Origin of the sequence: Sphingobacterium sp. UBA1897 (assembly GCF_002337775.1) — a bacterium.
In the GTDB taxonomy this organism is placed as follows: Bacteria; Bacteroidota; Bacteroidia; order Sphingobacteriales; family Sphingobacteriaceae; genus Sphingobacterium; species Sphingobacterium siyangense.
In genome coordinates this window covers 300,850-323,601 of record NZ_DDGR01000007.1, presented here as the reverse complement: position 1 = coordinate 323,601, position 22,752 = coordinate 300,850, and the positions used below count along the sequence as shown (strand labels likewise).

At 40.2% G+C, this 22,752-nt stretch carries 18 protein-coding genes; 11 read left to right on the top strand and 7 right to left on the bottom strand.

Annotated features, from left to right (window positions below; all coding sequences use genetic code 11):
- Positions 1 to 7: 7 nt before the first annotated feature.
- Genes B4N43_RS06695 through B4N43_RS06680 form a run of 4 tightly spaced genes read right to left on the bottom strand, consistent with a single transcriptional unit; the run spans position 8 to position 4,623 of the window.
- The gene (locus tag B4N43_RS06695) at positions 8 to 1,234 is read right to left on the bottom strand and encodes a beta-ketoacyl-[acyl-carrier-protein] synthase family protein (protein WP_075994721.1); all 1,227 of its coding nucleotides are present in this window, start codon (positions 1,232 to 1,234) and stop codon (positions 8 to 10) included.
- A gap of 4 nt (positions 1,235 to 1,238) precedes the next feature.
- Complete coding sequence (gene fabG / locus B4N43_RS06690; RefSeq protein WP_286733676.1) at positions 1,239 to 1,970, bottom strand: 3-oxoacyl-ACP reductase FabG; 732 nt, start codon at positions 1,968 to 1,970, stop codon at positions 1,239 to 1,241.
- A 15-nt stretch (positions 1,971 to 1,985) separates the two neighbouring features.
- Positions 1,986 to 3,101, bottom strand: coding sequence for a WG repeat-containing protein (locus B4N43_RS06685; protein WP_088161039.1), 1,116 nt, complete (start codon positions 3,099 to 3,101; stop codon positions 1,986 to 1,988).
- Positions 3,094 to 4,623: an HAL/PAL/TAL family ammonia-lyase gene (locus B4N43_RS06680; RefSeq protein WP_286733673.1), complete on the bottom strand. Its 1,530-nt coding sequence runs from the start codon at positions 4,621 to 4,623 to the stop codon at positions 3,094 to 3,096. The genes B4N43_RS06685 and B4N43_RS06680 overlap by 8 nt, the downstream gene beginning before the upstream one ends.
- A 127-nt stretch (positions 4,624 to 4,750) precedes the next feature.
- On the opposite strand from B4N43_RS06680, the gene B4N43_RS06675 reads away from it, so the two are divergent.
- The gene (locus B4N43_RS06675) at positions 4,751 to 5,995 is read left to right on the top strand and encodes an NAD(P)/FAD-dependent oxidoreductase (protein WP_286733671.1); all 1,245 of its coding nucleotides are present in this window, start codon (positions 4,751 to 4,753) and stop codon (positions 5,993 to 5,995) included.
- Here B4N43_RS06675 and xerD read toward each other — a convergent pair whose 3' ends face one another.
- Positions 5,996 to 6,898, bottom strand: a complete 903-nt coding sequence (xerD, locus tag B4N43_RS06670; protein WP_145328523.1) for a site-specific tyrosine recombinase XerD — start codon at positions 6,896 to 6,898, stop codon at positions 5,996 to 5,998.
- Positions 6,899 to 7,147: 249 nt separating this feature from the next.
- Here xerD and B4N43_RS06665 point away from each other — a divergent pair, with 249 nt between their 5' ends.
- On the top strand, positions 7,148 to 10,003 hold the full coding sequence (locus tag B4N43_RS06665; RefSeq protein WP_088161042.1) for a M16 family metallopeptidase: 2,856 nt from the start codon (positions 7,148 to 7,150) through the stop codon (positions 10,001 to 10,003).
- 136 nt (positions 10,004 to 10,139) lie between these two features.
- On the opposite strand, the gene B4N43_RS06660 is transcribed toward B4N43_RS06665, so the two are convergent.
- Entirely contained in the window at positions 10,140 to 11,000 is an 861-nt protein-coding gene (locus B4N43_RS06660; protein WP_028068906.1) for a sigma-70 family RNA polymerase sigma factor, read from the bottom strand.
- Positions 11,001 to 11,389: 389 nt separating this feature from the next.
- On the opposite strand from B4N43_RS06660, the gene B4N43_RS06655 reads away from it, so the two are divergent.
- Entirely contained in the window at positions 11,390 to 11,611 is a 222-nt protein-coding gene (locus B4N43_RS06655; protein ID WP_046675813.1) for a helix-turn-helix domain-containing protein, read from the top strand.
- On the opposite strand, the gene fmt is transcribed toward B4N43_RS06655, so the two are convergent.
- Positions 11,608 to 12,525 carry a methionyl-tRNA formyltransferase gene (gene fmt / locus B4N43_RS06650; RefSeq protein WP_286733668.1) on the bottom strand — a complete coding sequence of 306 codons (918 nt, stop codon included), beginning with the start codon at positions 12,523 to 12,525 and terminating at the stop codon, positions 11,608 to 11,610. The genes B4N43_RS06655 and fmt overlap by 4 nt on opposite strands.
- Positions 12,526 to 12,675: 150 nt before the next feature.
- Here fmt and B4N43_RS06645 point away from each other — a divergent pair, with 150 nt between their 5' ends.
- The 8 genes from B4N43_RS06645 to lysA all read left to right on the top strand — a co-directional run bounded on the left by B4N43_RS06645 (position 12,676) and on the right by lysA (position 22,697).
- Positions 12,676 to 13,893 (top strand): ABC transporter permease, encoded by a 1,218-nt coding sequence (locus B4N43_RS06645; RefSeq protein WP_120334705.1) that lies wholly within the window; start codon positions 12,676 to 12,678, stop codon positions 13,891 to 13,893.
- Positions 13,894 to 14,008: 115 nt separating this feature from the next.
- Positions 14,009 to 16,132: a cation:proton antiporter gene (locus tag B4N43_RS06640; protein ID WP_075991981.1), complete on the top strand. Its 2,124-nt coding sequence runs from the start codon at positions 14,009 to 14,011 to the stop codon at positions 16,130 to 16,132.
- A 25-nt stretch (positions 16,133 to 16,157) separates the two neighbouring features.
- Entirely contained in the window at positions 16,158 to 17,420 is a 1,263-nt protein-coding gene (icd, locus tag B4N43_RS06635) for an NADP-dependent isocitrate dehydrogenase (RefSeq protein WP_088161044.1), read from the top strand.
- 55 nt (positions 17,421 to 17,475) lie between these two features.
- Positions 17,476 to 17,733 carry a hypothetical protein gene (locus B4N43_RS06630; RefSeq protein WP_088161045.1) on the top strand — a complete coding sequence of 86 codons (258 nt, stop codon included), beginning with the start codon at positions 17,476 to 17,478 and terminating at the stop codon, positions 17,731 to 17,733.
- A gap of 186 nt (positions 17,734 to 17,919) precedes the next feature.
- The gene (serC, locus tag B4N43_RS06625; RefSeq protein ID WP_088161046.1) at positions 17,920 to 18,990 is read left to right on the top strand and encodes a 3-phosphoserine/phosphohydroxythreonine transaminase; all 1,071 of its coding nucleotides are present in this window, start codon (positions 17,920 to 17,922) and stop codon (positions 18,988 to 18,990) included.
- Between the two features lie 144 nt (positions 18,991 to 19,134).
- Positions 19,135 to 20,082: a D-2-hydroxyacid dehydrogenase gene (locus B4N43_RS06620; protein ID WP_286733662.1), complete on the top strand. Its 948-nt coding sequence runs from the start codon at positions 19,135 to 19,137 to the stop codon at positions 20,080 to 20,082.
- A 125-nt stretch (positions 20,083 to 20,207) separates the two neighbouring features.
- A complete protein-coding gene (locus B4N43_RS06615) occupies positions 20,208 to 21,521 on the top strand; it encodes an aspartate kinase (RefSeq protein WP_088161047.1) in 1,314 nt (437 codons plus the stop codon).
- Between the two features lie 15 nt (positions 21,522 to 21,536).
- On the top strand, positions 21,537 to 22,697 hold the full coding sequence (gene lysA / locus B4N43_RS06610; RefSeq protein WP_075991987.1) for a diaminopimelate decarboxylase: 1,161 nt from the start codon (positions 21,537 to 21,539) through the stop codon (positions 22,695 to 22,697).
- The last annotated feature ends 55 nt before the right edge of the window (positions 22,698 to 22,752 follow it).

Genomic DNA, 22,752 nt, shown 5'->3' with positions numbered 1-22,752 from the left:
TTATAAGTTAATCGTTTATTTTTTTAATGACTAATGCAGAGTTTGTTCCCCCAAAGCCAAAAGAATTGGACAAATATAGGTCAAATTCTTTAAATACGGTTTGTTTAACGATATTTAATTTGGCTGAATGTTCATCCGGATTTTCAAAATTAATGTTTGGAGCCATAAAACCATTTAACATCATGATGTTGGAATAGATGATCTCACTGGCGCCTGCCATCCAACATTCATGGCCTGTCATCGATTTTGTGGAGCTGACAAAAGGTTGGCTTTCACCGAATACCTGCAAGATAGCCTGCGCTTCATTGGCATCGCCTACAGGGGTGGATGTGGCATGTGCGTTGATGTAGGCAATATCGGAGGGTTTAACGCCAGCTTGTTTAATTGCGCGTTCCATGGCCAAGGCCGGTCCTTCGACATTTGGTGTAGAAATATGCCCTCCGTTAGATGAAAATCCATAACCTACAATTTCCGCTAGGATAGGGGCTCCTCTACGTACCGCGGATTCATAACTTTCTATAATTATTGTAGCGGCGCCGCCAGAAGGTACCAATCCGGAACGATCTTTGTCAAAGGGACGTGATACTGTTGTAGCCGGCAGGGTATCATCTCCAAAAACACCTAAACCATCAAAACTGGCCATGGCATATTTATTGATCTCTTGCGCCCCACCACAGATAATCATATCTTGCATGCCACTTTTAATCAGGTTGAATCCAAGCCCTAGAGAATGGGATCCGGAGGCACAGGCGGCGGATATCGTCATGTTAATGCCTTTTAAACGGAATATCGTGGAGAGATTCATGGTTACCGTGGAGTTCATTGATTTAAAAATCGCTCCAGAACCTATCAGGCTGGTATCCTTTTTCTCCCGTACAATATCAACAGCTTCAATAATGGCTTTGGAGACCGAATCATTTCCATAGAGAATCCCAATTTCATGTTCATCGAGAAAAGCATCGTCAATGGCTGCATTTTTTAAGGCTTCCATCGTAGCCAAATACGCATATTCTGTTTCTTCACCAATGGATATTCGCTGACGGCGGTTCAATTCATGTTTTAAATTTGGTTGTGGAACGGCACCGGTTAATGCGGAACGAAATCCAAAAGTTTTTCGTTCTTCATCGAAGATAATCCCTGATTTCCCTTGTTGCAGAGAATCTTTTACTTCTTCCAATGATGTCCCCAAGCAGGAATATATTCCCATCCCCGTGATCACTACTCTTTGCTCCATAGATTTACGAATAAATTCCTCCATTTATATTAATTACTTCCCCCGTAATATAGCCTGCTTTTGAAGAAGCTAAAAAGGTGACGAGGTCTGCGACTTCCTCAGGTTCCCCAAATCTATTGGCCGGAATCAATTTTTTTAGTTCCTTTTCGTCCATATCGGCAGTCATGTCACTGTGAATAAATCCAGGTGCCACAGCATTGACGGTGATATTCCGTTTGGCAACCTCCTGAGCCAGCGCTTTAGTTGCACCTAGCAAAGCCGCTTTGGCCGCCGAATAGTTGGTTTGACCAGCTGTACCTTTTACACCGGATACGGAAATCATATTGATGATACGACCATAACGCTGGCGTAACAGTTTCTGTATAAAAAATTGGGTAACATGATAGAAACCATTGACAGTTGTGTTGATTACCGAGGACCAATCTTCTGCTGGCATCCACATAAACAAGCCATCTTTGGCTATCCCGGCGTTATTAACGATAACTTCAAGCTTAGCTTCGGGATGGCTCGATTCCCAGGTAGATAAGGCCTTGTCGACTGCGGATTTATCTGCGACGTCGAATTTTAGAAGCGAACCACTACCGCCCTTTGCTTCTATAGCAGCAAGTGTTTCTAATGCTGCAGTTTCATTCTGCTGAAAGTTGATCAACACATGATAGCCCAATTCTTGAGCCAGTTTAAGACAAATTGCCCTGCCAATTCCCCTTGATCCACCTGTAACTAAAGCGCATTTCATCCTACAATATGTATATTAATTTTGAAATAATTCTGCATTATCAAACCATTTGTTTCCTAAAAGGTTTCCTTTGGTGTCAATAAATCCCCATTTGCCATTGAGTTTAACTCGCGCTAAACCATCGATAAATCCCTTCTCCTGTTTCTTAAACGTTAGCGCCGCAGTAATCTCATATTGAAAGGGGATGATAACTTTGGCATTTTTATCGATGAATCCCCATTTACTGTCTTTAACTGCAGCGAGGCCCTCCGGAGAAAATGAAAGGGCATCCTGATAGGCAGTAGGGATGACCAATTTACCTGTAGTATCAATATATCCCCATTTCCCATTTAATTTCACTGGCGCTAGACCTTCCTGAAAATTTCGCGCATCATCATAAGTTGCAGGTATCACCCATTTGCCATCCGATGCCATAAAACCGATTTTATTTCCTTGCTGAACAAGGACAAAGTCGGGGTTTTCAATATTTTCAATTTTTGAAATACCGGGGAGGGCAACTTCTTTTTGACCAGATACGAGAAACCAGTTGTTCTGTTTTTTTGCCCACACCAATCCAACATTAAAATCGCCGATATCATCATAATTTGGAGCGACGACCTCTTTTCCCTGATTGTCAATGACACCCCATTTTTTATTTTTGGCGACTTTAGCGTAGCCATCCTTAAATGGACGGATGACATCATAAGTTGGTGGAAGCACAACCTCTTGTTTGTTGTTGATGAGACCTACTAAATTGGTCGCATCACGATAAAAAGCAACACCATCATTGAATTCATAAACCCGCTTGCTAGAGATCGACTTCAGTTCCTGCCCGAGAGAATCAATGTAAAGCCAACCGCTTGCAGATTTCACCATCGCCATTCCCTGACTGAAGGATTTGGCATTGACGTATTGAGGTTGAATAATATAATTTGCATCTTTATCTACAAATCCCCACCTGCTGCCATCATAAACAGCAATCTTTCCTTCGGATTGATCTTGAGCATTTTTGAATTGAGGTGTAATCTGAAACGATCCATCTTTATTGATAAATCCGACAAGTCCCTTTTCTTGTACCCGCGCCAATTGTTGCGCAGATGCGAAGGTGCATGATAGTATAAATAATCCGCCGAATGTGAGCCTTTTAATCATGATTTTTATTGATTAAGTATTCTTTTACTTTTTTAATAATCGGATACATCACTTGATCCTCGGCAAAGGCCGGAAACAAATTACGCAGGTCCATATACCAAGATAGTGTTTCTTTTGCTAATTTTTCCTGACAACCTAAATGGTCAATTGCCTGTGCTAAAGTAATAAATTCTATCGCCAGCACTTCAAAGGAATTTTCGATGACCTGACTGCATGACATTGCTGCATTCGTACCCATGCTGACAATATCTTGGTTGTCATTATTGTTGGGAATGCTATGGATGTAGAGCGAAGTGCTTAGCGCTTGGGATTCCGCTGTTGTGGATGTTGCCGTAAATTGGACACCCTGCATGCCAAAATTTAGTCCTAATGTGCCTAAATTTACGAAAGGCGGGAAAATCTCATTGATCTTGCTGTTGAGTAGATAATTCAATTGTCTTTCCGCAAGCATTGTCATCTTGGTCATAACCAATTTAAGTTTATCCATTTCCAGTGAAATATAGTCGCCATGAAAATTGCCGCCATGGTACACATGTTGATCGTTTAGATCAACGATGGGATTGTCGTTGGCTGAATTTAGTTCATGCTCAAGCACGGTACCCACATTGTTAATGGTATCCGAAACCGGACCCAATATTTGCGGAACACAACGGACGGAATAATATTCCTGTACTTTGTCTTTGAAAATATCTTCTTGATTTTCACTAGTATAGAGGTGGTCTTCGCGTTTTCGAATCAACTTACTGCTCGCAAGGTGACTGCGCATCTTTTTGGCAATAGCTTGTTGTCCAGGATGCTTTTTGCTTTGATTTAACGCTTCCGAAAAATGATCGTCATAAGCTTGAACGATTTCGTTGATTGCACAGGCTGCTTTGATGGACCAAGATAAGGCTTTTTGCGCATGGTTCCAGTTTAGTATGCCAATCCCTGTCATGACCGAAGTCCCATTGATCAGTGCCAAGCCTTCACGTAGAACAATCTGAATAGGGGCAAGGCCTTCAGCATCAAAAGCCTGTTTGGTTGGAATTCGTTCGTTTTTATACATTACCTCACCCTCACCAATTAATACGAGGGCCAAATGTGCGAGCTGTACGAGATCACCACTGGCACCGACACCACCGTGTGCAAAAATAACTGGATAAATATTGCGGTTGATCAATTCTTTCATCAAAGCAATAGTGGACTTATGGACTCCTGAATAACCGAGGGTTAATGTATTTAAGCGTGCTAAAATCGTGCTTTTTACCTGAAGCGGATCAAGAAGTTGTCCTGTTCCTGAGGCATGGCTGCGAATTAGATTGTATTGAAGTTTAGTGCGGTCTTCGTCTTTAATCCGATATTGAGCCATGGGGCCAAAACCGGTATTGACACCATAAATTACTTTGTTTTCAGCAAATTTCTGAAGAAAATTGTGGCTAGCATCTACTTTTTCCCAAATATCGTCATCGATATCCAATTTTTCGTTTCCGTAGGTTATTTGGATAAACTGTTTTAAATCTAAATGGTTGGTGAGTAAGCTCATGATTTATGGGATAGCAATTTTGAAAAACTCTCGAAATTGTTTTTTTTATTTTATTTTTTGTGAATAGATTTGGCAATTATTAATCAGGCACGAAATTAATATTTTTTTCTTTTAATCAAAGCGTATAATGAACGTTGAACAGGTTGACATTTTGATCATCGGGGCGGGACCTTCCGGTTCGGTTGCTGCTGGGTATTTACAAAAACAAGGGGCAAGGGTAAAGGTTGTCGAAAAAAGCCAGTTTCCGAGAATCGTGGTAGGAGAGAGTCTAATACCGCGCGTGATGGATCATTTTGATGAAGCTGGGCTGTTTGATGCGTTGGATGCACAAGGTTTCGAAAAGAAATTTGGAGCGCGGTTTATACGCGGGAAGGAAGTCTGTATTTTCGATTTTTCAGATAAATTTTCCGAAGGTTGGGATTGGACCTGGCAGATACCGAGAGCTGATTTTGATCAGGAAATGGCGAATGAGCTTATGCGTAAAGGGGTAGATCTTTCCTTCGGTACAGAAGTAACTGACGTACAATTTGATGGTGCAAAATCGATCACTACGGTATGCGATAGCCAAGGTGTTGAAACAAAAATAGAGGCAAACTTTCTGATCGATTGTTCGGGTTATGGTCGCGTTTTGCCTCGCATGCTAAATTTGGACCAACCCTCACGTTTAAGCCCTCATTCGGCGATATTCAGCCATGTCAATGACGTTAATCGACCGCTAGGGCAAGAAGGTAGTCTGATTTCTTTTGATATATTGGAAACGCAGGTTTGGTTGTGGGTAATTCCATTTTCCAATGGCAATACTTCTGTTGGAATTGTGGGGCCAACTTCGTTCATCGAAAGCCTGGGCGAAGATACCACTACAGCACTAAATAGGGCTATTCAACTGTCCGATTACTATGTTAAGCGGTTTGGTGATGTCCCTTTTGTTTTTGAACCCCGTAAGTTGAGTAATTATTCTACCGCGGTGAGTAAAATGTATGGGCCAGGGTATGCCTTGACCGGCAATAGTTCCGAATTCCTGGATCCTGTTTTTTCTTCCGGTGTGTGTTTCGCTACAGAATCTGGTATTTTGGCGGCGAAGTTAGCTTTAAGGCAGATCCAGGGTGAAACAGTGGATTGGCAGTCAGAATTTGAAGACTATATGAAAGATGGGATTGCAGTTTTTACAACATATATACAGGAATGGTATACAGGCAATCTGCAGGAGTTATTTTATCATCAACCCGAAAACCCGGAGGTGAAACGTAGCATTTGTGCAATATTAGCGGGATACGTGTGGGATAAAAACAATCCATTCGTTTTGAAACACGATCGTGTGGTGAAAAATTTGGCACATCTTATTCGAATGTCCAAGCAGGAGGAATCGATATAGTTAAGATCTGGGGTGATATTGCGTAATAATGGAATGAAGGTAGTCCCTATCGATGTGTGTATATATTTCGGTCGTGGTAATACTTTCATGACCGAGCATATCTTGTACTGCTCTTAAGTCGGCACCGCCTTCCACCAGGTGTGATGCAAAGCTATGTCTAAAAGTATGTGGGCTGATGGTTTTTTGTAACCCGATTTTTGAGGCAAGTTCCTTAATGATCAAGAAGATCATAACCCGCGATAATGCGGCGCCTCTTCTGTTGAGGAATACAATATCTTCATTTCCGGCCTTAATCTTGATATGAGGTCTGACCGTTTCTAAGTAGATGCGAAGGTGTTTAATGGCGTGTTGGCCAATTGGAATTAGGCGTTCTTTGCTTCCCTTGCCCTCAACTTTGATAAATTCTACATCTAAAAAAAGGTTTGATATTTTGAGGGTGACAAGTTCGGAAACACGGAGACCACATCCGTATAAGATTTCGATGATCGTTTTATTACGTTCACCTTCGGGTGAAGAAAGATCGATTGCCGAGATTAATTGATCGATCTCCTGTATGCTCAAAACGCTGGGCAGCTTGCGTGCCAAGCGTGGCGCCTGAAGGAGATCGGTCGGATTGTTGACGAATTCATGCTCGATCATCAAAAAGCTAAAGAATGTCTTAAGGCCAGATATCAACCTGGATTGTGTGAAGGGCGAAATATTAAATTCCTGCAACCAAGCCAAAAACTCCTGTATATTCTTTCTCGTTACGGTATTTAAAACCAAATGATTGTCTTCACAGTAGATCTGAAATTTGGATACATCATTTAAGTAAGCATCAATTGAATTAATGCTCAAGCCTCTTTCGAACTTTAAGAATTGTTCGAATTCCTTTTTTATATCACTCCAGTTTTCAAAATCCATTTGCAACAAAATTACAATTAACTGTTGTTCTTTTCGAAAGTTATTCTGTATTTTTAGATGGAATTTTTACAGATTATAAATAACACAAAGAGACGTTCCCTAATGGAGGGACCCGATTCCTCCTTGGATAATGAAAAAAGTATTGATCTGTATTTTACTATTTATCGGGACAATTGATCTCCAGTTCCGTTTACCCTAATATATAACAATTAGCAAAAATAACTGACTAAAAAAAAGACATTTTTTTGTATGAAATTCATTAAACCACTTGCATTAGCTTTTCTGTTACCGGCTACATTCTATATAGCAGAAGCAAAAAAGCCAACTACGTTAACCGCGGAAGCACGGGCGATTCTATCCCAAGATAGTTTGGCCCTGAATCAAAAATTACCCTTCGACAACGAAGTCATCACGGGGAAGCTGAAAAATGGATTTACATACTTCATTCGTAAAAATAGCGAGCCTAAGGGGCGTGTCACCATGTATTTGGGCATGAAGGCCGGCTCCATTCTGGAAAATGAAAAACAGCTTGGTTTGGCACATTTTTTAGAGCATATGAACTTCAATGGCCTGAAGCATTTTCCAAAGAATGAATTGGTTAACTACTTGCAAAAGGCAGGAGTTCGATTTGGCTCGGATCTGAATGCCTATACGAGCTTTGATCAGACAGTTTATCAGCTACCAATTCCTTCTGATGATCCTGAACTTTTAAAAAATGGTTTACAGGTGATGCGCGACTGGGCTCAGGATGCTTTGTTGGATGGCGAAGAAATTGATAAAGAGCGGGGCGTTATCCTCGAAGAAAAACGTGGTGGAAGAGGAGTGCAGCAGCGTTTACAGGATCAATACTTTCCGATGTTGCTCAATGGATCCCTTTACTCCAAACGTTTGCCTATCGGAACTGAACAGATCCTGAAAACATTTCCTTATACAGAAATACGCAAATTCCACCAAGACTGGTATCGCCCAGATTTACAGGCTCTAATCATTGTTGGCGATATTGATCCTAAGGAAATGGAAGAAAGGGTGAAAGTTTTGTTTTCCGATATGAAAATGCCAAAAAAAGCATTGGAGCGTAAAAAATATCGTGTTGATTTGTTAAACAAGAACCAGTTCTTGGCAATTTCAGATCCGGAACTGCCTTATACCGTCGCGCAGATTTTGATTAAAAGTGAAAAAGAAAAAGTTTCCACTGTAGGAGATTATAGAAACGAGCTGTTGAAGAGTGTTTTCAATCAGATGATCGCAGGTCGTTTTTCTGAATTGATGCAGCAACCGAACCCTCCTTTTATGCAGGCAGGTGGAAGTATCAGCGATTTTGTTGCTAACCTTAATACTTTTTCATTGCTGGTGGTCCCAAAACCGGGCGAGTTGGAATCCGGATTTAAGGCGATGCTAACAGAATTTGAGCGTATTCAAAAATACGGTTTTACACAGACGGAGTTGGATCGTGCCATCGCAGATATGAAAAAAGGTAACGAGATGTCTTTTATCGAGCGTGACAAAAAGAAATCGGATAGTTACGTCAACCGTTATCTAAATTATTTTATTGATGATGAACCCGCTTTAAGTAATGAAAACGCCTATCGTTTGACTAAACAGCTGTTGCCAACGTTGAAGCTGTCAGAAGTAAATGGCTTGGTGAAAAAATATTATACCGATCTGAACCGCGATGTTTTGGTTATGGGGCCAGAGAAGGATAAGGCCAACTTACCGGCTGAGTCTACCGTAATGAGCTGGGTAAAAGCAGTTGAAGAGACTCCTGTGACAGCTTATGAAGATAAGGTTTCCAATCTTCCCTTGCTTTCAAAAGAACCGGTGAAAGGCGCTGTTGTATCGTCAAGAAATATTGACGCAGTTCAAGCGAAAGAATTGACCTTAAGCAATGGTGTTAAAGTGATCTTAAAGCCTACGGACTTTAAAAATGATGAGATACAGATTATGGCGTATAGTCCAGGTGGAACATCTGGCTATAACGATGCAGATTACTTTTCGGCCTCTAATGCATCCTCTTTAATTGATGCAAGCGGCGTTGGACAAATGAACAACGTTGAGCTTACGAAGTATCTTTCGGGAAAAGATGTTTCCATCTCTCCGTACATTTCTGAACGCTACGAAGGTATCTCAGGTAGCACAGATAAAGAAGGATTGAAGAATGCTTTTGAATTGATTTATGGTTATTTTACCGAACCTCGCTTGGACGAGGATATTTTCCAGAGTACCATGACCCGGGCAAAAGGATCTTTGGAAAATAGATTGAGCAATCCAAATAATGTATTCTCGGATAAAGTGAAAGAAGTGCTTTATGGCAACAATGTCCGTCGGCAAAACCCAACCGTAGAAACGATCAATAAAATTGATCGGGAGCGTGCTTTGGCAATCTACAAAGAACGATTTGCGGATGCTTCGGATTTTGTGTTTACAATTGTGGGGTCATTTGACGAGAATCAGATCAAGCCTTATTTAGAAACCTATCTTGCCTCGTTGCCGGCCCTTAAAAGAGGGGAGAGCTATAAGGATTTAAATATTCTGGAGCCGAGCAAGGGAGAGCGCGTGGTTGTTCATAAGGGAAAAGAAGAAAAGGCAAGTACGCAATTGGCCTACTATGGGGACTATACCTATAATGAAACTGAAAATGTTAATATGGAAGCCTTGGAGAGTGTTTTGACGATCAAATTGCTTGAAAGACTCCGGGAAAAAGAAGGTGGTGTTTATGGAGTGGGTGCTCGGGCTAGTTTTAGTAAGCTGCCAAAAGCGCGTTATGCTTTCTCCATTGGTTTTGGTTCCGCAGTAGATAAGGCTGATGCTTTAATTGCTTCGGCATTGGATGAGGTGAAAAAGATTCAGGAACAGGGCCCCGAAAATGGAGATATTGAGAAGTTCCTAGCAGAACAACAGCGACAAAATGAGTTAAATCTTCGTGAAAATGGCTATTGGCTGAATTACATATCAAGTTCATATCAGAATGATCTTGATCTTACGCGATATACACGAAGAATAGACAATTTGAAGAAGGTAACTTCAAAGTCAGTGCAGGACGTTGCCGGGAAATATTTGAAAAGAGATCGACTTTTTGAATTTATCTTGATGCCGGATTCTAAATAACAGGAATCTTGGAAAATAGAAAAAGGGTTGGCTGCTCAGTAGGCAACCCTTTTTCTATTGGACAAAAAATTATGGACAAAAAAAATCCCAACCATTTCTGATTGGGATTGCCAAAATGTCTAATAAGTATCTCTTGTTAACCCAAATAGGATTTTAAGATTTTGCTTCTTGAAGTGTGTCTCAAACGCTGAAGAGCTTTATCTTTGATCTGACGAACACGTTCACGTGTCAAATTGAATTTCTCTCCGATTTCCTCTAACGACAATTGGTGATTGGAACCTAAGCCGAAGAAAAGTACGATAATTTCACGTTCTCTTTCTGTCAATGTTGCCAATGATCGTTTGATTTCTTCTGATAGAGACTCATCAATCAAAGAACTGTCTGTGTCTGGATCATGGTTCTCCAAAACGTCCAAAAGTGTGTTTTCTTCACCTTGAACAAAGGGAGCGTCCATAGATACGTGACGGCCAGAGTTGCTTAGGGTATCCGAAACCTTATCTACTGTGGTTTCAAGGATATCCGCCAATTCTTCTGGAGATGGTTCCCGTTCGTATTCTTGTTCTAGTTTTGAGAAAGCCTTACTGATTTTGCTCAATGAACCGACTTGGTTCAATGGCAGACGTACGATACGCGATTGTTCAGCAATTGCTTGAAGAATAGATTGGCGAATCCACCAAACGGCATAAGAAATGAATTTAAACCCCTTTGTCTCGTCAAAACGTTTAGCTGCTTTAATTAAGCCCAGGTTACCTTCATTGATTAAATCACCTAAGGTTAAACCTTGATTTTGATATTGTTTTGCTACTGATACTACGAAACGAAGGTTGGTTTTAGTCAATTTTTCCAAGGCAACTTGATCGCCCTCGCGGATACGCTGTGCTAATTCTACTTCTTCTTCTGCTGTAATTAAGTCTACTTTACCAATTTCGTGTAAGTATTTGTCCAAAGACTGTGACTCACGATTGGTGATAGATTGTGTAATTTTGAGCTGTCTCATTAATTTTTATTAATTCTCCTCTCTAAGAAATGTTTGCGAAAATACGAAAAATTTTTGAATTATTAATGGAAAATTGATTATCTAGCCACTCATATTTAATGAGTTAGGTTTTTTTGAGTTTCAATTTTTAATCATCAAAAACTATTCCATTTTAATATTTTTTTTCTTCTTATCTGTTGCTGTAATATTCAACTGTTTGATATTTAAAGTGCTAAAGGGTTTAATTTTTTTTCTTATTCTAGACAATTTAACTCGACGGTAGCTGATTTATTATGCAATATGCATTCCTCAAATTTATTTTAAAATGATAATTTTATGATAAAACAAAAAGATGGATCTTTTGTTTTATTAGTGACATTAAATAAATTTAAAAGAATAAAAATTATATTATGCCAATCTTAATTCACTTGGATAAAATAATGAAAGAGAAAAAAATGTCGCTTAACCAATTGAGTGACAATGTCGGAATTACCCTTTCCAATCTTTCAATCATCAAGAATCAAAAGGCGAAGGCATTGCGATTAGATACCCTTGAAGCGATATGCAAGGCGCTAGACTGTCAGCCTGGTGATCTGCTGCAATATTATGATGGTGGTGATGAAAAAGGCTAAAATCGATAGCCTTTTAAAAAATCGACTACATTCATTCTTTTCTTCCCTTCGAGTTGAAGGTCAGAAATGACAATATAGCCGTCTTGCGCCGCAATTTTTAAGAAACTTTTCTTGTCAGTTTCTATGGTTCCCGGTATTGTAGCTGTATTGACAAGTTCTTTTTCTGTGCTATAGATTTTTAGGACCTTATCATTTAAGAGGGTAAATGCCGCTGGATAGGGGCTTAAACCGCGAATGAAGTTATACACTTGTGCAGTGGGCTGATCCCAGTTTATTTTACAGTCTTCTTTGAAAATTTTTGGCGCATGTTTGAGCGGCTCCGTTGTGAGAAGGACGTCTTGAGGTTTGGGCTGCAAGGCTCCAGCCTTTAATTGCTGAATGGTTTGCAGGAGAGTTTCTGCTCCGGCAACCATGAGGTTATCGTGAAGATCACCCGCATTGTCTGTTTCTTTGATGGCAACTTTTTTCGACAATAAGATGTTTCCCGTGTCGATTTCGTGCTGCAGTAAAAATGTCGTTACGCCCGATTCTTTCTCTCCATTAATGATTACATGATTTATCGGTGCTGCCCCCCGGTATTGTGGAAGGAGTGAGGCGTGGACATTGATTGTTCCAAATTTAGGCATATTCCAGACGATCTCAGGAAGCATGCGGAATGCTACCACAACCTGTAGGTCCGCCTGAAAACTTTTCAGTTCATCTAAAAATGCCTCATCACGGAGTTTCACTGGTTGAAGAACTGGGATATTATGTTGCGTAGCAAATATTTTCACAGCAGATTCATGTATTTTTTGTCCACGTCCTGCAGGTTTGTCCGGTACCGTAACCACAGCGACAACTTGTTCGCCAGACTGAATCAGTGCTTCAAGTGAAGCTACAGCAAAATCGGGAGTACCCATGAAAATAATACGCATAATACTTGTAATTTTTATAAAACTCTTTAAACCAGTATAGGGGCCTCCTTGTTGAATAGCCTACTGAAAAACGCCTAATTATTTGTCATTTCAGTTTTGTAAATAACAAATTTTTATAACTTTGCGAAGTTACATAAATATATTGAAAGCTTGAATTTTCCTTATTTTTTAGCAAATCGGATCGCATTTTCTGGAAAAAGAACGTTCTCAAAATTGATCGTTCGGGTGACTATTGGTGCAATTGCTCTTGCTATTGCAGCGATTATCATATCTATTGCGGTATTGCGCGGATTTAAGGGAGAGATTATCAGTAAGCAACGGAGTTTTTTTGCCGATGTATTGGTTTTACGTTACGACCTGAATAAGTCTTACGAGAATTCACCCATAACACTTACACCGGAGGTCCGTAAGTCCATATTAGCGATTCCCCAAGTCAACTCAATCAGTTCCTTTGCGACCAAGGCCGGCATCATTAATGTCAACGATGAAGTTGAAGGAGTGGTTCTCAAAGGTATCGATTCCTTGTATAATCAGCAGCCCTTTCAGCGTATGCTGGTGGAAGGGAGCATGATAGACTTTAAATCGGATAATGCGGATAATCAGATTTTGGTGTCCAAGTATCTCGCAGATCGACTGCTCCTAAAAGTCGGTGACGATTTTATTATGTATTTCGTGCAGGATCCTATACGTAAACGTAAATTTGTCATTAAGGGCATTTTTAATACAGGCTCCGAAGAATTAGATAAGGTTTATGTGATCGGGTCTCTCAATGTCATTCGTAAACTAAGCAACCTCGATGATCATGAAGTAGGGGGCTATGAGATTCGGATTAAAGATTTTAGTCAGCTCGAACAGACAACGAACAAGGTTGAAGATCTGTTGCCTATCGATATGCAGGCAATCAATATCAAGGATCAGGTCCCTGATATTTTTCAGTGGCTGGAATTGCTTGACATGAACACCAAAATCATTTTTATACTGATGACGGTTGTTGCTATTATCAATATGATCTCCGCCTTGCTGATCACCATTCTTGAGCGGACTTCAATGATCGGTATCTTAAAGGCATTGGGGTATCACAATGCCGGAATTCGCCGCGTCTTCATGTACAGTGCCTTGTACCTCATCGGTCTGGGATTATTAATCGGTAATCTTATTGGCTTAGGTTTTTACTTTTTTCAGGATTTTACCCATTTCTTTAAATTGGATGAGAAGACCTACTATATCTCCTATGTGGCCGTTCAACTTCAATGGTCTGATGTGATTTTGGTCAATTTGGCTGTCGTGTTTATCGGAATGATCTCATTATTTATTCCGTCAATGCTAATTACCAAGATTAGTCCGATCAAAGCCATTTCTTTTAAGTAACACTACTTTTAGGCTTCGCTTTCTTGAAAAAATCGTATTTTTAGTGCTGTTAACTATTTTTCGAGCTGTATAGAAAAATAAGTATATACATATTACGGCTAGTATACAAGCACTTATGAATAAAACTTTTGAGCATATTTCCCACGCTTTCGAAGCGCCTTTACAAAATCCTGTACTTATATTTTCGCTGGTACTTTTTATTATCCTGTTATCACCGATCGTACTGCGACCGATTAAGGTTCCGGGTATTATTGGATTGATTATATCTGGTGTTATTATTGGACCACATGGGCTCAACTGGTTGGAAAAAAACTCGGCTATCACACTGTTTTCAACAATAGGCCTGCTCTATATCATGTTTATTGCTGGTTTGGAGTTGGATATGAATGAGTTTAAAAAGACCAAGAATAAGAGTTTACTTTTTGGCTTTTTAACATTTATTGTTCCGATCAGTATTGGCTATCCTGTTTGTCATTTTTTACTGGGCTACGGTGTTTTACCGAGTTTGTTGATATCAAGCATGTTTGCTACCCATACGCTGGTTTCTTATCCCATCGTAAATAGCTATGGTATTTCTAAAATGGAGGCTGTTGCGATCACGATAGGTGGAACAATCCTGACGGATACGGCCGTGCTGATTATTCTTGCGGTGATTACCGGCGTTTCTCAGGGAAATATTGGCAATGAATTTTGGATTACCCTGACGATTTCCTTTGCTATTTTCCTGTTTATCATGTTTGGTGTTATTCCAAGGATTGCAAAATGGTTTTTTGAACGCTTGGGGAGTGAGAAGACATCTAATTATATCTTCGTGCTCTCTGTCGTGTTTTTTGCTGCATTTTTAGCGGAAATTGCCGGCCTTGAGCCGATTATTGGGGCTTTCGTTGCCGGTCTGGCTCTCAACAAACTGATACCACACTCTTCCGCTTTGATGAACCGAATTGAGTTTATCGGCAATGCGATTTTTATTCCTTTCTTCTTGATATCTGTGGGGATGATTGTCGATGTCAGCGTGATTTTGAAGGGGCCGCAGGCACTTATTATTGCTGGAACACTGACCGTTGTGGCTATCGTCGGTAAATATGTGGCCGCATGGTTGACGCAGCTCGTTTTTAAATATAGCCGTGGTCAGCGCAATCTGATATTTGGTTTAAGTAGTGCTCATGCTGCTGCAACACTAGCTGTAATCATGGTTGGACATAAGAACGGTATTATCGATGAGAATGTGCTTAATGGTACGATTCTGTTGATTTTGGTTACCTGTATTGTCGCTACAGTGGTTACCGGAAATGCCTCGCGTAAAGTGGTTATGGATGGTGAACAGGACGAAGAACATACAGATGTGGTGAAGGAAAAAGATGAAAACATCTTGATATCTATCGCTAACATGGATAATATGGAGCCTATTTTGGATTTTTCAACCTATATTAAAAGTAAGAAATGTTCCTATCCAGTCAATATCGTGTCCGTTGTGAAGGATAATGAGCAGGCTCAATTAAACATGTCCAAAGCACGGAAGAACCTGGATAACATGGTCAGGTATGCTTCGGGTAGTGAAACAAACGTTAATATCAGTGCCACAATAGATTTAAACATTGCTAGCGGGGTTGCACGGTCGGCAAAAGAAGTTTCTGCCAATTGTATTGTTTTGGGCTGGCCGAGTGCGGCCAATTTTATGGATAAGTTTGTTGGAGAAAAAACGGAAAGTATCTTAAACAGAACCTCGGCTAATGTGATGTTATGTCATTTTAAAAAACCTTTTATTTCTAATAAATCCATTGTCGTTTTTGCACCACCCATGTGCGAGGCAGAATTTGGGTTCGAGTATTGGCTGGAGAAGGTTGTTAAACTGGCGCAGGAGCTATCCGTTCCGGTAACATTTGTTGTTGATGAACGCTCTGCTGCCGCCATTAAAGAACATCTTGTTGAGCTGAAAAATTCTGTTCCTGTCACCTTTGAGTATTACGATGCCTGGGACAATTTGCAGGGCCTTAAAGCGTTTAAGGAAGAAGATGCGATGTTTATTTTTGTTTCGGCCAGAAATGGAGAAGTTTCCTATCGTGATTCTCTAGATGGGGTAGCAAAGAAATTAGATCGTATTTATGCAAACGAAAATCTTGTTTTAGTGTTTCCTAGTAGAGTGGAAAATGCACACATCGACGAGTATGAAGATGTTGAAGCAGCTCCAATCTTTAGAAAAATTAGCAAAGAGATCGGAAATATGTTTAATAAGGGATAGTAATTGTCCGTTAAAATTGAAGGTTATGTCAAATAAGATTACAATGTCAAGTGAAGGAACTTTACAGGTTCCAGATTTTCCAACAATTCCTTTTATTATCGGCGACGGTATTGGTCCTGATCTTTGGCATGCGGCAGTGCGTGTTTTTGATCAAGCGGTGGAGAAAGCGTATGATGGAAAACGGAAAATAACATGGAAGGAGGTGCTGGCAGGTGAAAAAGCTTTTAACGAAACAGGCGAATGGCTACCAAAAGATACCCTAAATGTACTAAAAGAATACCTCGTTGGAATTAAAGGGCCACTAACCACGCCAGTAGGCGGCGGAATCCGTTCTTTGAATGTTGCTTTGCGTAAGGATTTGGATCTCTACGTATGTCAAAGGCCGACAAAATGGTTTGTGGGCGTACCTTCACCAGTCAAACATCCGGAATATGTGGATATGGTGATTTTTCGTGAAAATACGGAGGATATTTATGCTGGAATAGAGTTTCAGGCGGGAACAGCTGAAGCCAACAGGTTTCAGGATTTCTTGCATGACGAGCTTGATATTGATTACAATTTCTCGGCCACAACAGGAGTCGGTGTCAAACTGGTTTCTGAGGAAGGGTCGAAAAGACTGGTCCGTGCGGCAATAGAACATGCTATTCATCACAATTTACCTTCAGTGACGATTGTTCACAAAGGAAATATCATGAAATTTACGGAGGGTGCTTTTAAGATTTGGGGGTATGAGGTTGCTGAAACGGAATTTGCCGACAAAACGTATACCTGGGGACAATGGGAGCGAACGAAAGCAGAAAAAGGTGCGGAGGTTGCTAATCAGGAACAAAAAGCCGCCTTGGATTCAGGTAAAATTTTGATTAAAGATATTATTGCCGACAATTTTTTACAGCAGATCTTACTTAATCCACGGGATTTTTCCGTTGTGGCAACTTTAAATCTGAACGGTGATTATATTTCTGATGCGCTGGCCGCAATGGTTGGCGGTATAGGGATCGCACCGGGAGCTAATATAAATTTTAAAACAGGGCATGCTGTTTTTGAAGCTACTCACGGCACAGCACCTCGTTTTGCAAATACCAATACCATGAATCCTTCGTCGGTTATTTTAAGCGGTGTTATGCTACTCGAATACCTTGGATGGACAGAAGCAGCGGCGGCAATTGTTAAGGCCTTGGGCGAAACCATAATTGCCAAGACCGTGACCGTAGATTTTTACAATTTAATGGATGATGCTACATTAGTCAAAACAAGTGAATTTGCCGATCGAATTATCGAAAAAATATAAGAATTTTATTTTCTGAGATATTAAGCAGAAATTTGAATAAAATTTCTGCTTTTTTATGGATTACAATCAGCTTCCTCCTTTTATAAGGGAATCGAATATTTTTACGGAAAACGAGAAAATTAAGTTGGCTCAGATCGAACGTTTACCCACTCCACATGAGGTAGATGATATAACTAGTCTCCCTGAAATTTACGAATTGCTTAATGCCTTTATTGGCGATCAATCCGCCCGTAATACCCATCTTCAACTTAAAGCTAAGGAGTATTTGCAAGATAATCAGGTAGATATGGCGTGGAAAGTGCTGCTTATTTGATATTTTTTGCATTGAACTAGGTGTTTGTTGTGCGATCTTTTTATTGAAATCATTTAGAATTTTATAAATTTTCAATAAAAAAACAGATTAGTTGAAAAATATATAATTTTATTTTACCTTTGGTTTTTAAACAACGGATTGCTTAGCTAGGGTTAAAGAATAGCAATCAAACAAACTATAACATCAATGAAACATAATTTTGGAGCAGGTCCATGTATTCTGCCAAAGGAAGTATTTCAACAAGCCTCAGAAGCTGTAATTGATTTTAACAACACCGGTTTATCAATTTTAGAGATCTCTCACCGTTCCAAAGAGTTTGAAGCAGTGATAGACGAAGCCACACAATTAGTACGCGAGTTATTGGCAGTACCTCAGGGATATTCGATTCTTTTCCTTCAAGGAGGGGCTAGTTTGCAATTTGCAATGGCGCCGTTGAATCTTTTACCTGAAGGAGGTAAAGCTGCTTATTTGGATACTGGTGTCTGGGCTACAAAAGCATTAAAAGAAGCTAAAAAATTCGGTACAGTAGATGTTGTAGCTTCGTCGATTGATAAAAATTATTCCTACATCCCTAAGGGATATGCCATCCCAACAGATGCTGCATATTTTCATTATACAGCTAACAATACCATTTACGGTACTGAGGTTTTTGATAAACCTGAAACGGCATTGCCAGTGGTTGTTGATATGTCTTCTGATATTTTCTCACGTGAGATCAATGTTGCTGACTATGATTTGATCTATGCTGGTGCTCAAAAAAATATGGGCCCTGCAGGTGTTACACTCGTGATTGTTAAAGATGATATCTTAGGTAAATCAGGACGTGTTCTTCCGTCGATGTTGGATTATCAATTGCATATCAATGGTGGTTCAATGTACAATACTCCACCGGTATATTCGATCTTTGTTTCGATGTTAAACCTTCGTTGGTTAAAAGCAAAGGGCGGTGTTTCTGTATTGGAGCAAGAGAATATCATCAAAGCACGTGCTTTATACGATGAAATCGACCGTAACCCATTGTTCAAAGGTACTGCAGCTGTTGAAGATCGTTCACGCATGAATGTTACTTTTGTAATGGATACACCAGAGTTGGAAGCTGAATTTTTGGCTTTGGCAAAAGAGCGTAATTTGATCGGAATCAAAGGTCACCGTTCTGTAGGTGGATTTAGAGCTTCGATTTACAATGCTTTACCATTAAGCAGCGTAAATGCGTTGATTGATGCAATGAAAGAATTTGAGGACACGCATACGGCATAAGGCAGTGTGCATGTTGCTGAAATTTAGCAGTTGACAAACAGATAATTAGTTAGATTAAGAATTATAGAGGTCGTATTGTATTCACCTGGTTGGATCTTCCGATGAGTTGAACGGCACTGATACCTTTAAAAACGAATTATAAAGATGAAAATATTAGCGAATGACGGTATCGATCCACTAGGAAAGAAAATGCTGGAAGATGCAGGTCATAGTGTAGATACAACTCATATTCCGCAAGAAGAGCTTCCAGAAAAGCTCCTTGCTTATGATGCAATCACGGTACGTAGTGCAACTAAAGTACGTCAGGCCCTGATTGATGGCTGCCCTAACTTGAAAGTTATCGGCCGTGGTGGAGTAGGCATGGATAATATTGATGTAGACTACGCCCGTTCAAAAGGGATTGCTGTTGTCAATACCCCTGCAGCATCTTCTTTATCAGTTGCTGAGCTGGTTTTTGCTCACCTATTGAATGGTGTACGTTTCTTATACGATTCTAATAGAAAAATGCCTGTTGAGGGCAATACAAAATTTGGCGCCCTTAAAAAAGCTTATGGTGCTGGTACTGAGCTTCGTGGTAAAACGATCGGTATCGTTGGATTTGGTCGTATCGGTCGCGAAGTTGCCAAAATCGCCATTGGTCTGGGGATGGATGTGGTTTACACGGATTTGTTCGAAGGACCAAAAACATTGACCATAACACTTTCAGGTGGTATCCAAGTTGAGGTACCTATTCAACAAGTGGAGATGGGCAACTTATTTAAAGTTTCAGATTTTATCTCTTTACACGTTCCATTTTTGGATAAACCAGCTATCGGAGCTGCAGAGTTCCCATTATTGAAAGATGGTGTTGGCTTAGTTAATGCCTCGAGAGGCGGCGTTATTGATGAATTGGAATTAGTGAAAGCATTGGATTCGGGTAAAGTTGCATTCGCCGGTTTAGATGTATTCGATAATGAACCTACTCCACGCGAAGAGATCTTAAAACATCCAAAAATTTCGTTGACGCCACATATTGGGGCGGCAACCAATGAAGCTCAAGAAAGAATCGGCGAAGAATTGGCCGGTCTACTGATCGAAAACTTGAAGAAGTAATTCTTCCGCATAACATATAAGATATGCGGCACAAAACTTTCATGATTTTGTGCCGCATTTCTTTTAATATAAATTCATGAATTGCCTATATTGGCACACAGAAATTTAATAATTGTAACTTCAGTATGAAAGTTTTAAAATTTGGTGGTACTTCCGTGGGAAGTGCAGCACGTATCAAAGGGTTGTTGGATATTGTAAACCCCGCTGAACGTCAGATCGTCGTATTGTCCGCAGTTGCTGGAACGACAAATGCTTTGGTTGAAATAGGTCAAGCTTACACAGCAGGTAAGAAGGACGAAGCTAAAGATTTGGTCAAGAAGCATAAGGATAAGTACGAAGACCTTATTAAAGAACTTTTCAGCACTGAACAAGGTTATAAAAATGGTAAAGAATTGATCGATTACCATTTTAATCTGATTTCTACTTTAGCCAATGAATTATTTACACCTATTGAAGAAAAAGTTATTCTGGCGCAAGGTGAATTGATGTCTACTGCTTTATGGCATTTCTATTTGAACGAAATCGGTATAAAATCTGTGTTGTTACCAGCCCTGGATTTTATGAAAATTGATGAGGATAATGAGCCTATGGTGGAATACATTGGCGAAAAACTAAGTCATATTTTGGCACAGAGCCCAGAAAATACGTTATTTATCACACAAGGTTTTATTTGCCGAAATTCATTTGGTGAAATCGATAATTTGCGCCGTGGTGGTTCAGATTATACGGCTTCATTGATCGGCGCAGCAATCCGTGCGGAGGAAGTTCAGATCTGGACAGACATCGATGGGATGCACAATAATGATCCTCGTGTTGTCAAAGGAACAACACCGATTGCACATCTAAGCTTTGATGAAGCTGCGGAGCTGGCTTATTTTGGTGCTAAAATTTTACATCCACAATCGGTATTCCCAGCGCAAAAATATAACGTTCCAGTTCGGTTATTGAATACGATGGAGCCCAATGCAAAAGGGACTTTGATCAGTAAGGACGGTGCTCAGAAAGGTTGTATTCGCGCCATTGCCGCGAAAGACGGTATCACGGCAATTCACATCCACTCATCGCGTATGCTACTTGCCTATGGTTTCCTACGTCGTGTTTTTGAAATATTCGAACGTTATAAAACACCAATCGATATGATCACAACTTCGGAAGTGGCGGTATCGTTGACCATTGATGATACAACCAATTTGGCTGATATTATCAAAGAAGTGGAGGATTTTGGTTCTGTAACAGTAGATGGTGATCAGACAATTGTATGCGTTGTAGGCGATTTCGGTTTGAATAGCCATGGTTATGCTGCTCGCGTACTTGACGCTGTAAAACACCTTCCAGTTCGTATGATTTCTTACGGTGGTTCAGACTTTAACGTGTCGATTCTATTGAATTCAGATCATAAAACAGAAGCATTACGTTCATTGCACAATCGTTTATTTTAAGAAGTAGGTTTTTATATGATAAATACAGGTATCGCGGCGAAGTTTGCAGAGAAAGAAACGCCGTTTTATTATTATGATCTGAATGTGTTAAACAAGACCCTGGAGGCTGCGCATGCTGCGTCCCACAAACGGGGATTTCATGTTCACTATGCATTAAAGGCCAATTTTAATGACGAGTTATTGAAGGCGATTCAAGAGATCGGCTTTGGTGCGGATTGTGTGAGTGGCAATGAGGTAAAGAAAGCCATTGAATGTGGCTTTGATTCCAAGAAAGTCACTTTTGCGGGAGTTGGTAAATCTGATAAGGAAATCAATTATGCGCTAGATCAAAATATTTTTGCTTTTAATGTGGAATCCATTCAGGAGCTTGAGGTCATCAATGAGCTTGCCTCAAAGAAAGGTGTAAAAGCAAATGTGGCTTTACGGATCAACCCAAATGTGGATGCACACACCCATCATTATATTACAACAGGGCTTGATGAAAACAAATTTGGTGTGCCTAATGCCGATTTGGAAAAATGTGCAGCCGTGCTTAAAAAATGTGAATCTATTGAATTGGTTGGTCTTCATTTTCACGTAGGTTCACAGATTACGGATATGACCGTATTCAAAAGCCTGTGCGTGAAGGTCAATGAATGGAAAAACTGGTTTGAGGAACGCGGTACACAAATCCGTGTATTGAATGTCGGTGGCGGATTGGGGATTGATTATAAAAATCCTGATGGAAATACAATTCCTGATTTTGAAGCTTATTTTGATATTTTCGACCGCTTCCTGGAGCGTACAGCACAGCAAGAAGTGCACTTTGAATTGGGGCGGGCTTTGGTCGCGCAATGCGGAAGCCTTGTAAGCCGCGTGTTGTATGTCAAAAATGGTGTCAAGAAAAATTTCTTGGTATTGGATGCTGGAATGACTGAATTAATGCGCCCGGCCTTGTATCAGGCCTATCATAAAATTGAAAATATCAGCGCGACAGACAGCGCCGAATCCATTAACTACGATGTAGTTGGGCCAATCTGTGAATCGTCCGACTGCTTTGGTAAGGAAGTACCACTTCCCGTTTCAAAACGTGGTGACTTAATTGCCATTCGTTCCGCAGGCGCTTATGGCGAAGTGATGGCCTCGCGTTATAATCTACGTGAGGAAATCCGATTTGTGTATAGCAATCAGCTATAAGCTCCCGTTTTTAAAATATTTATTTAAAAGCCAGTCTGTTCTTCAGACTGGCTTT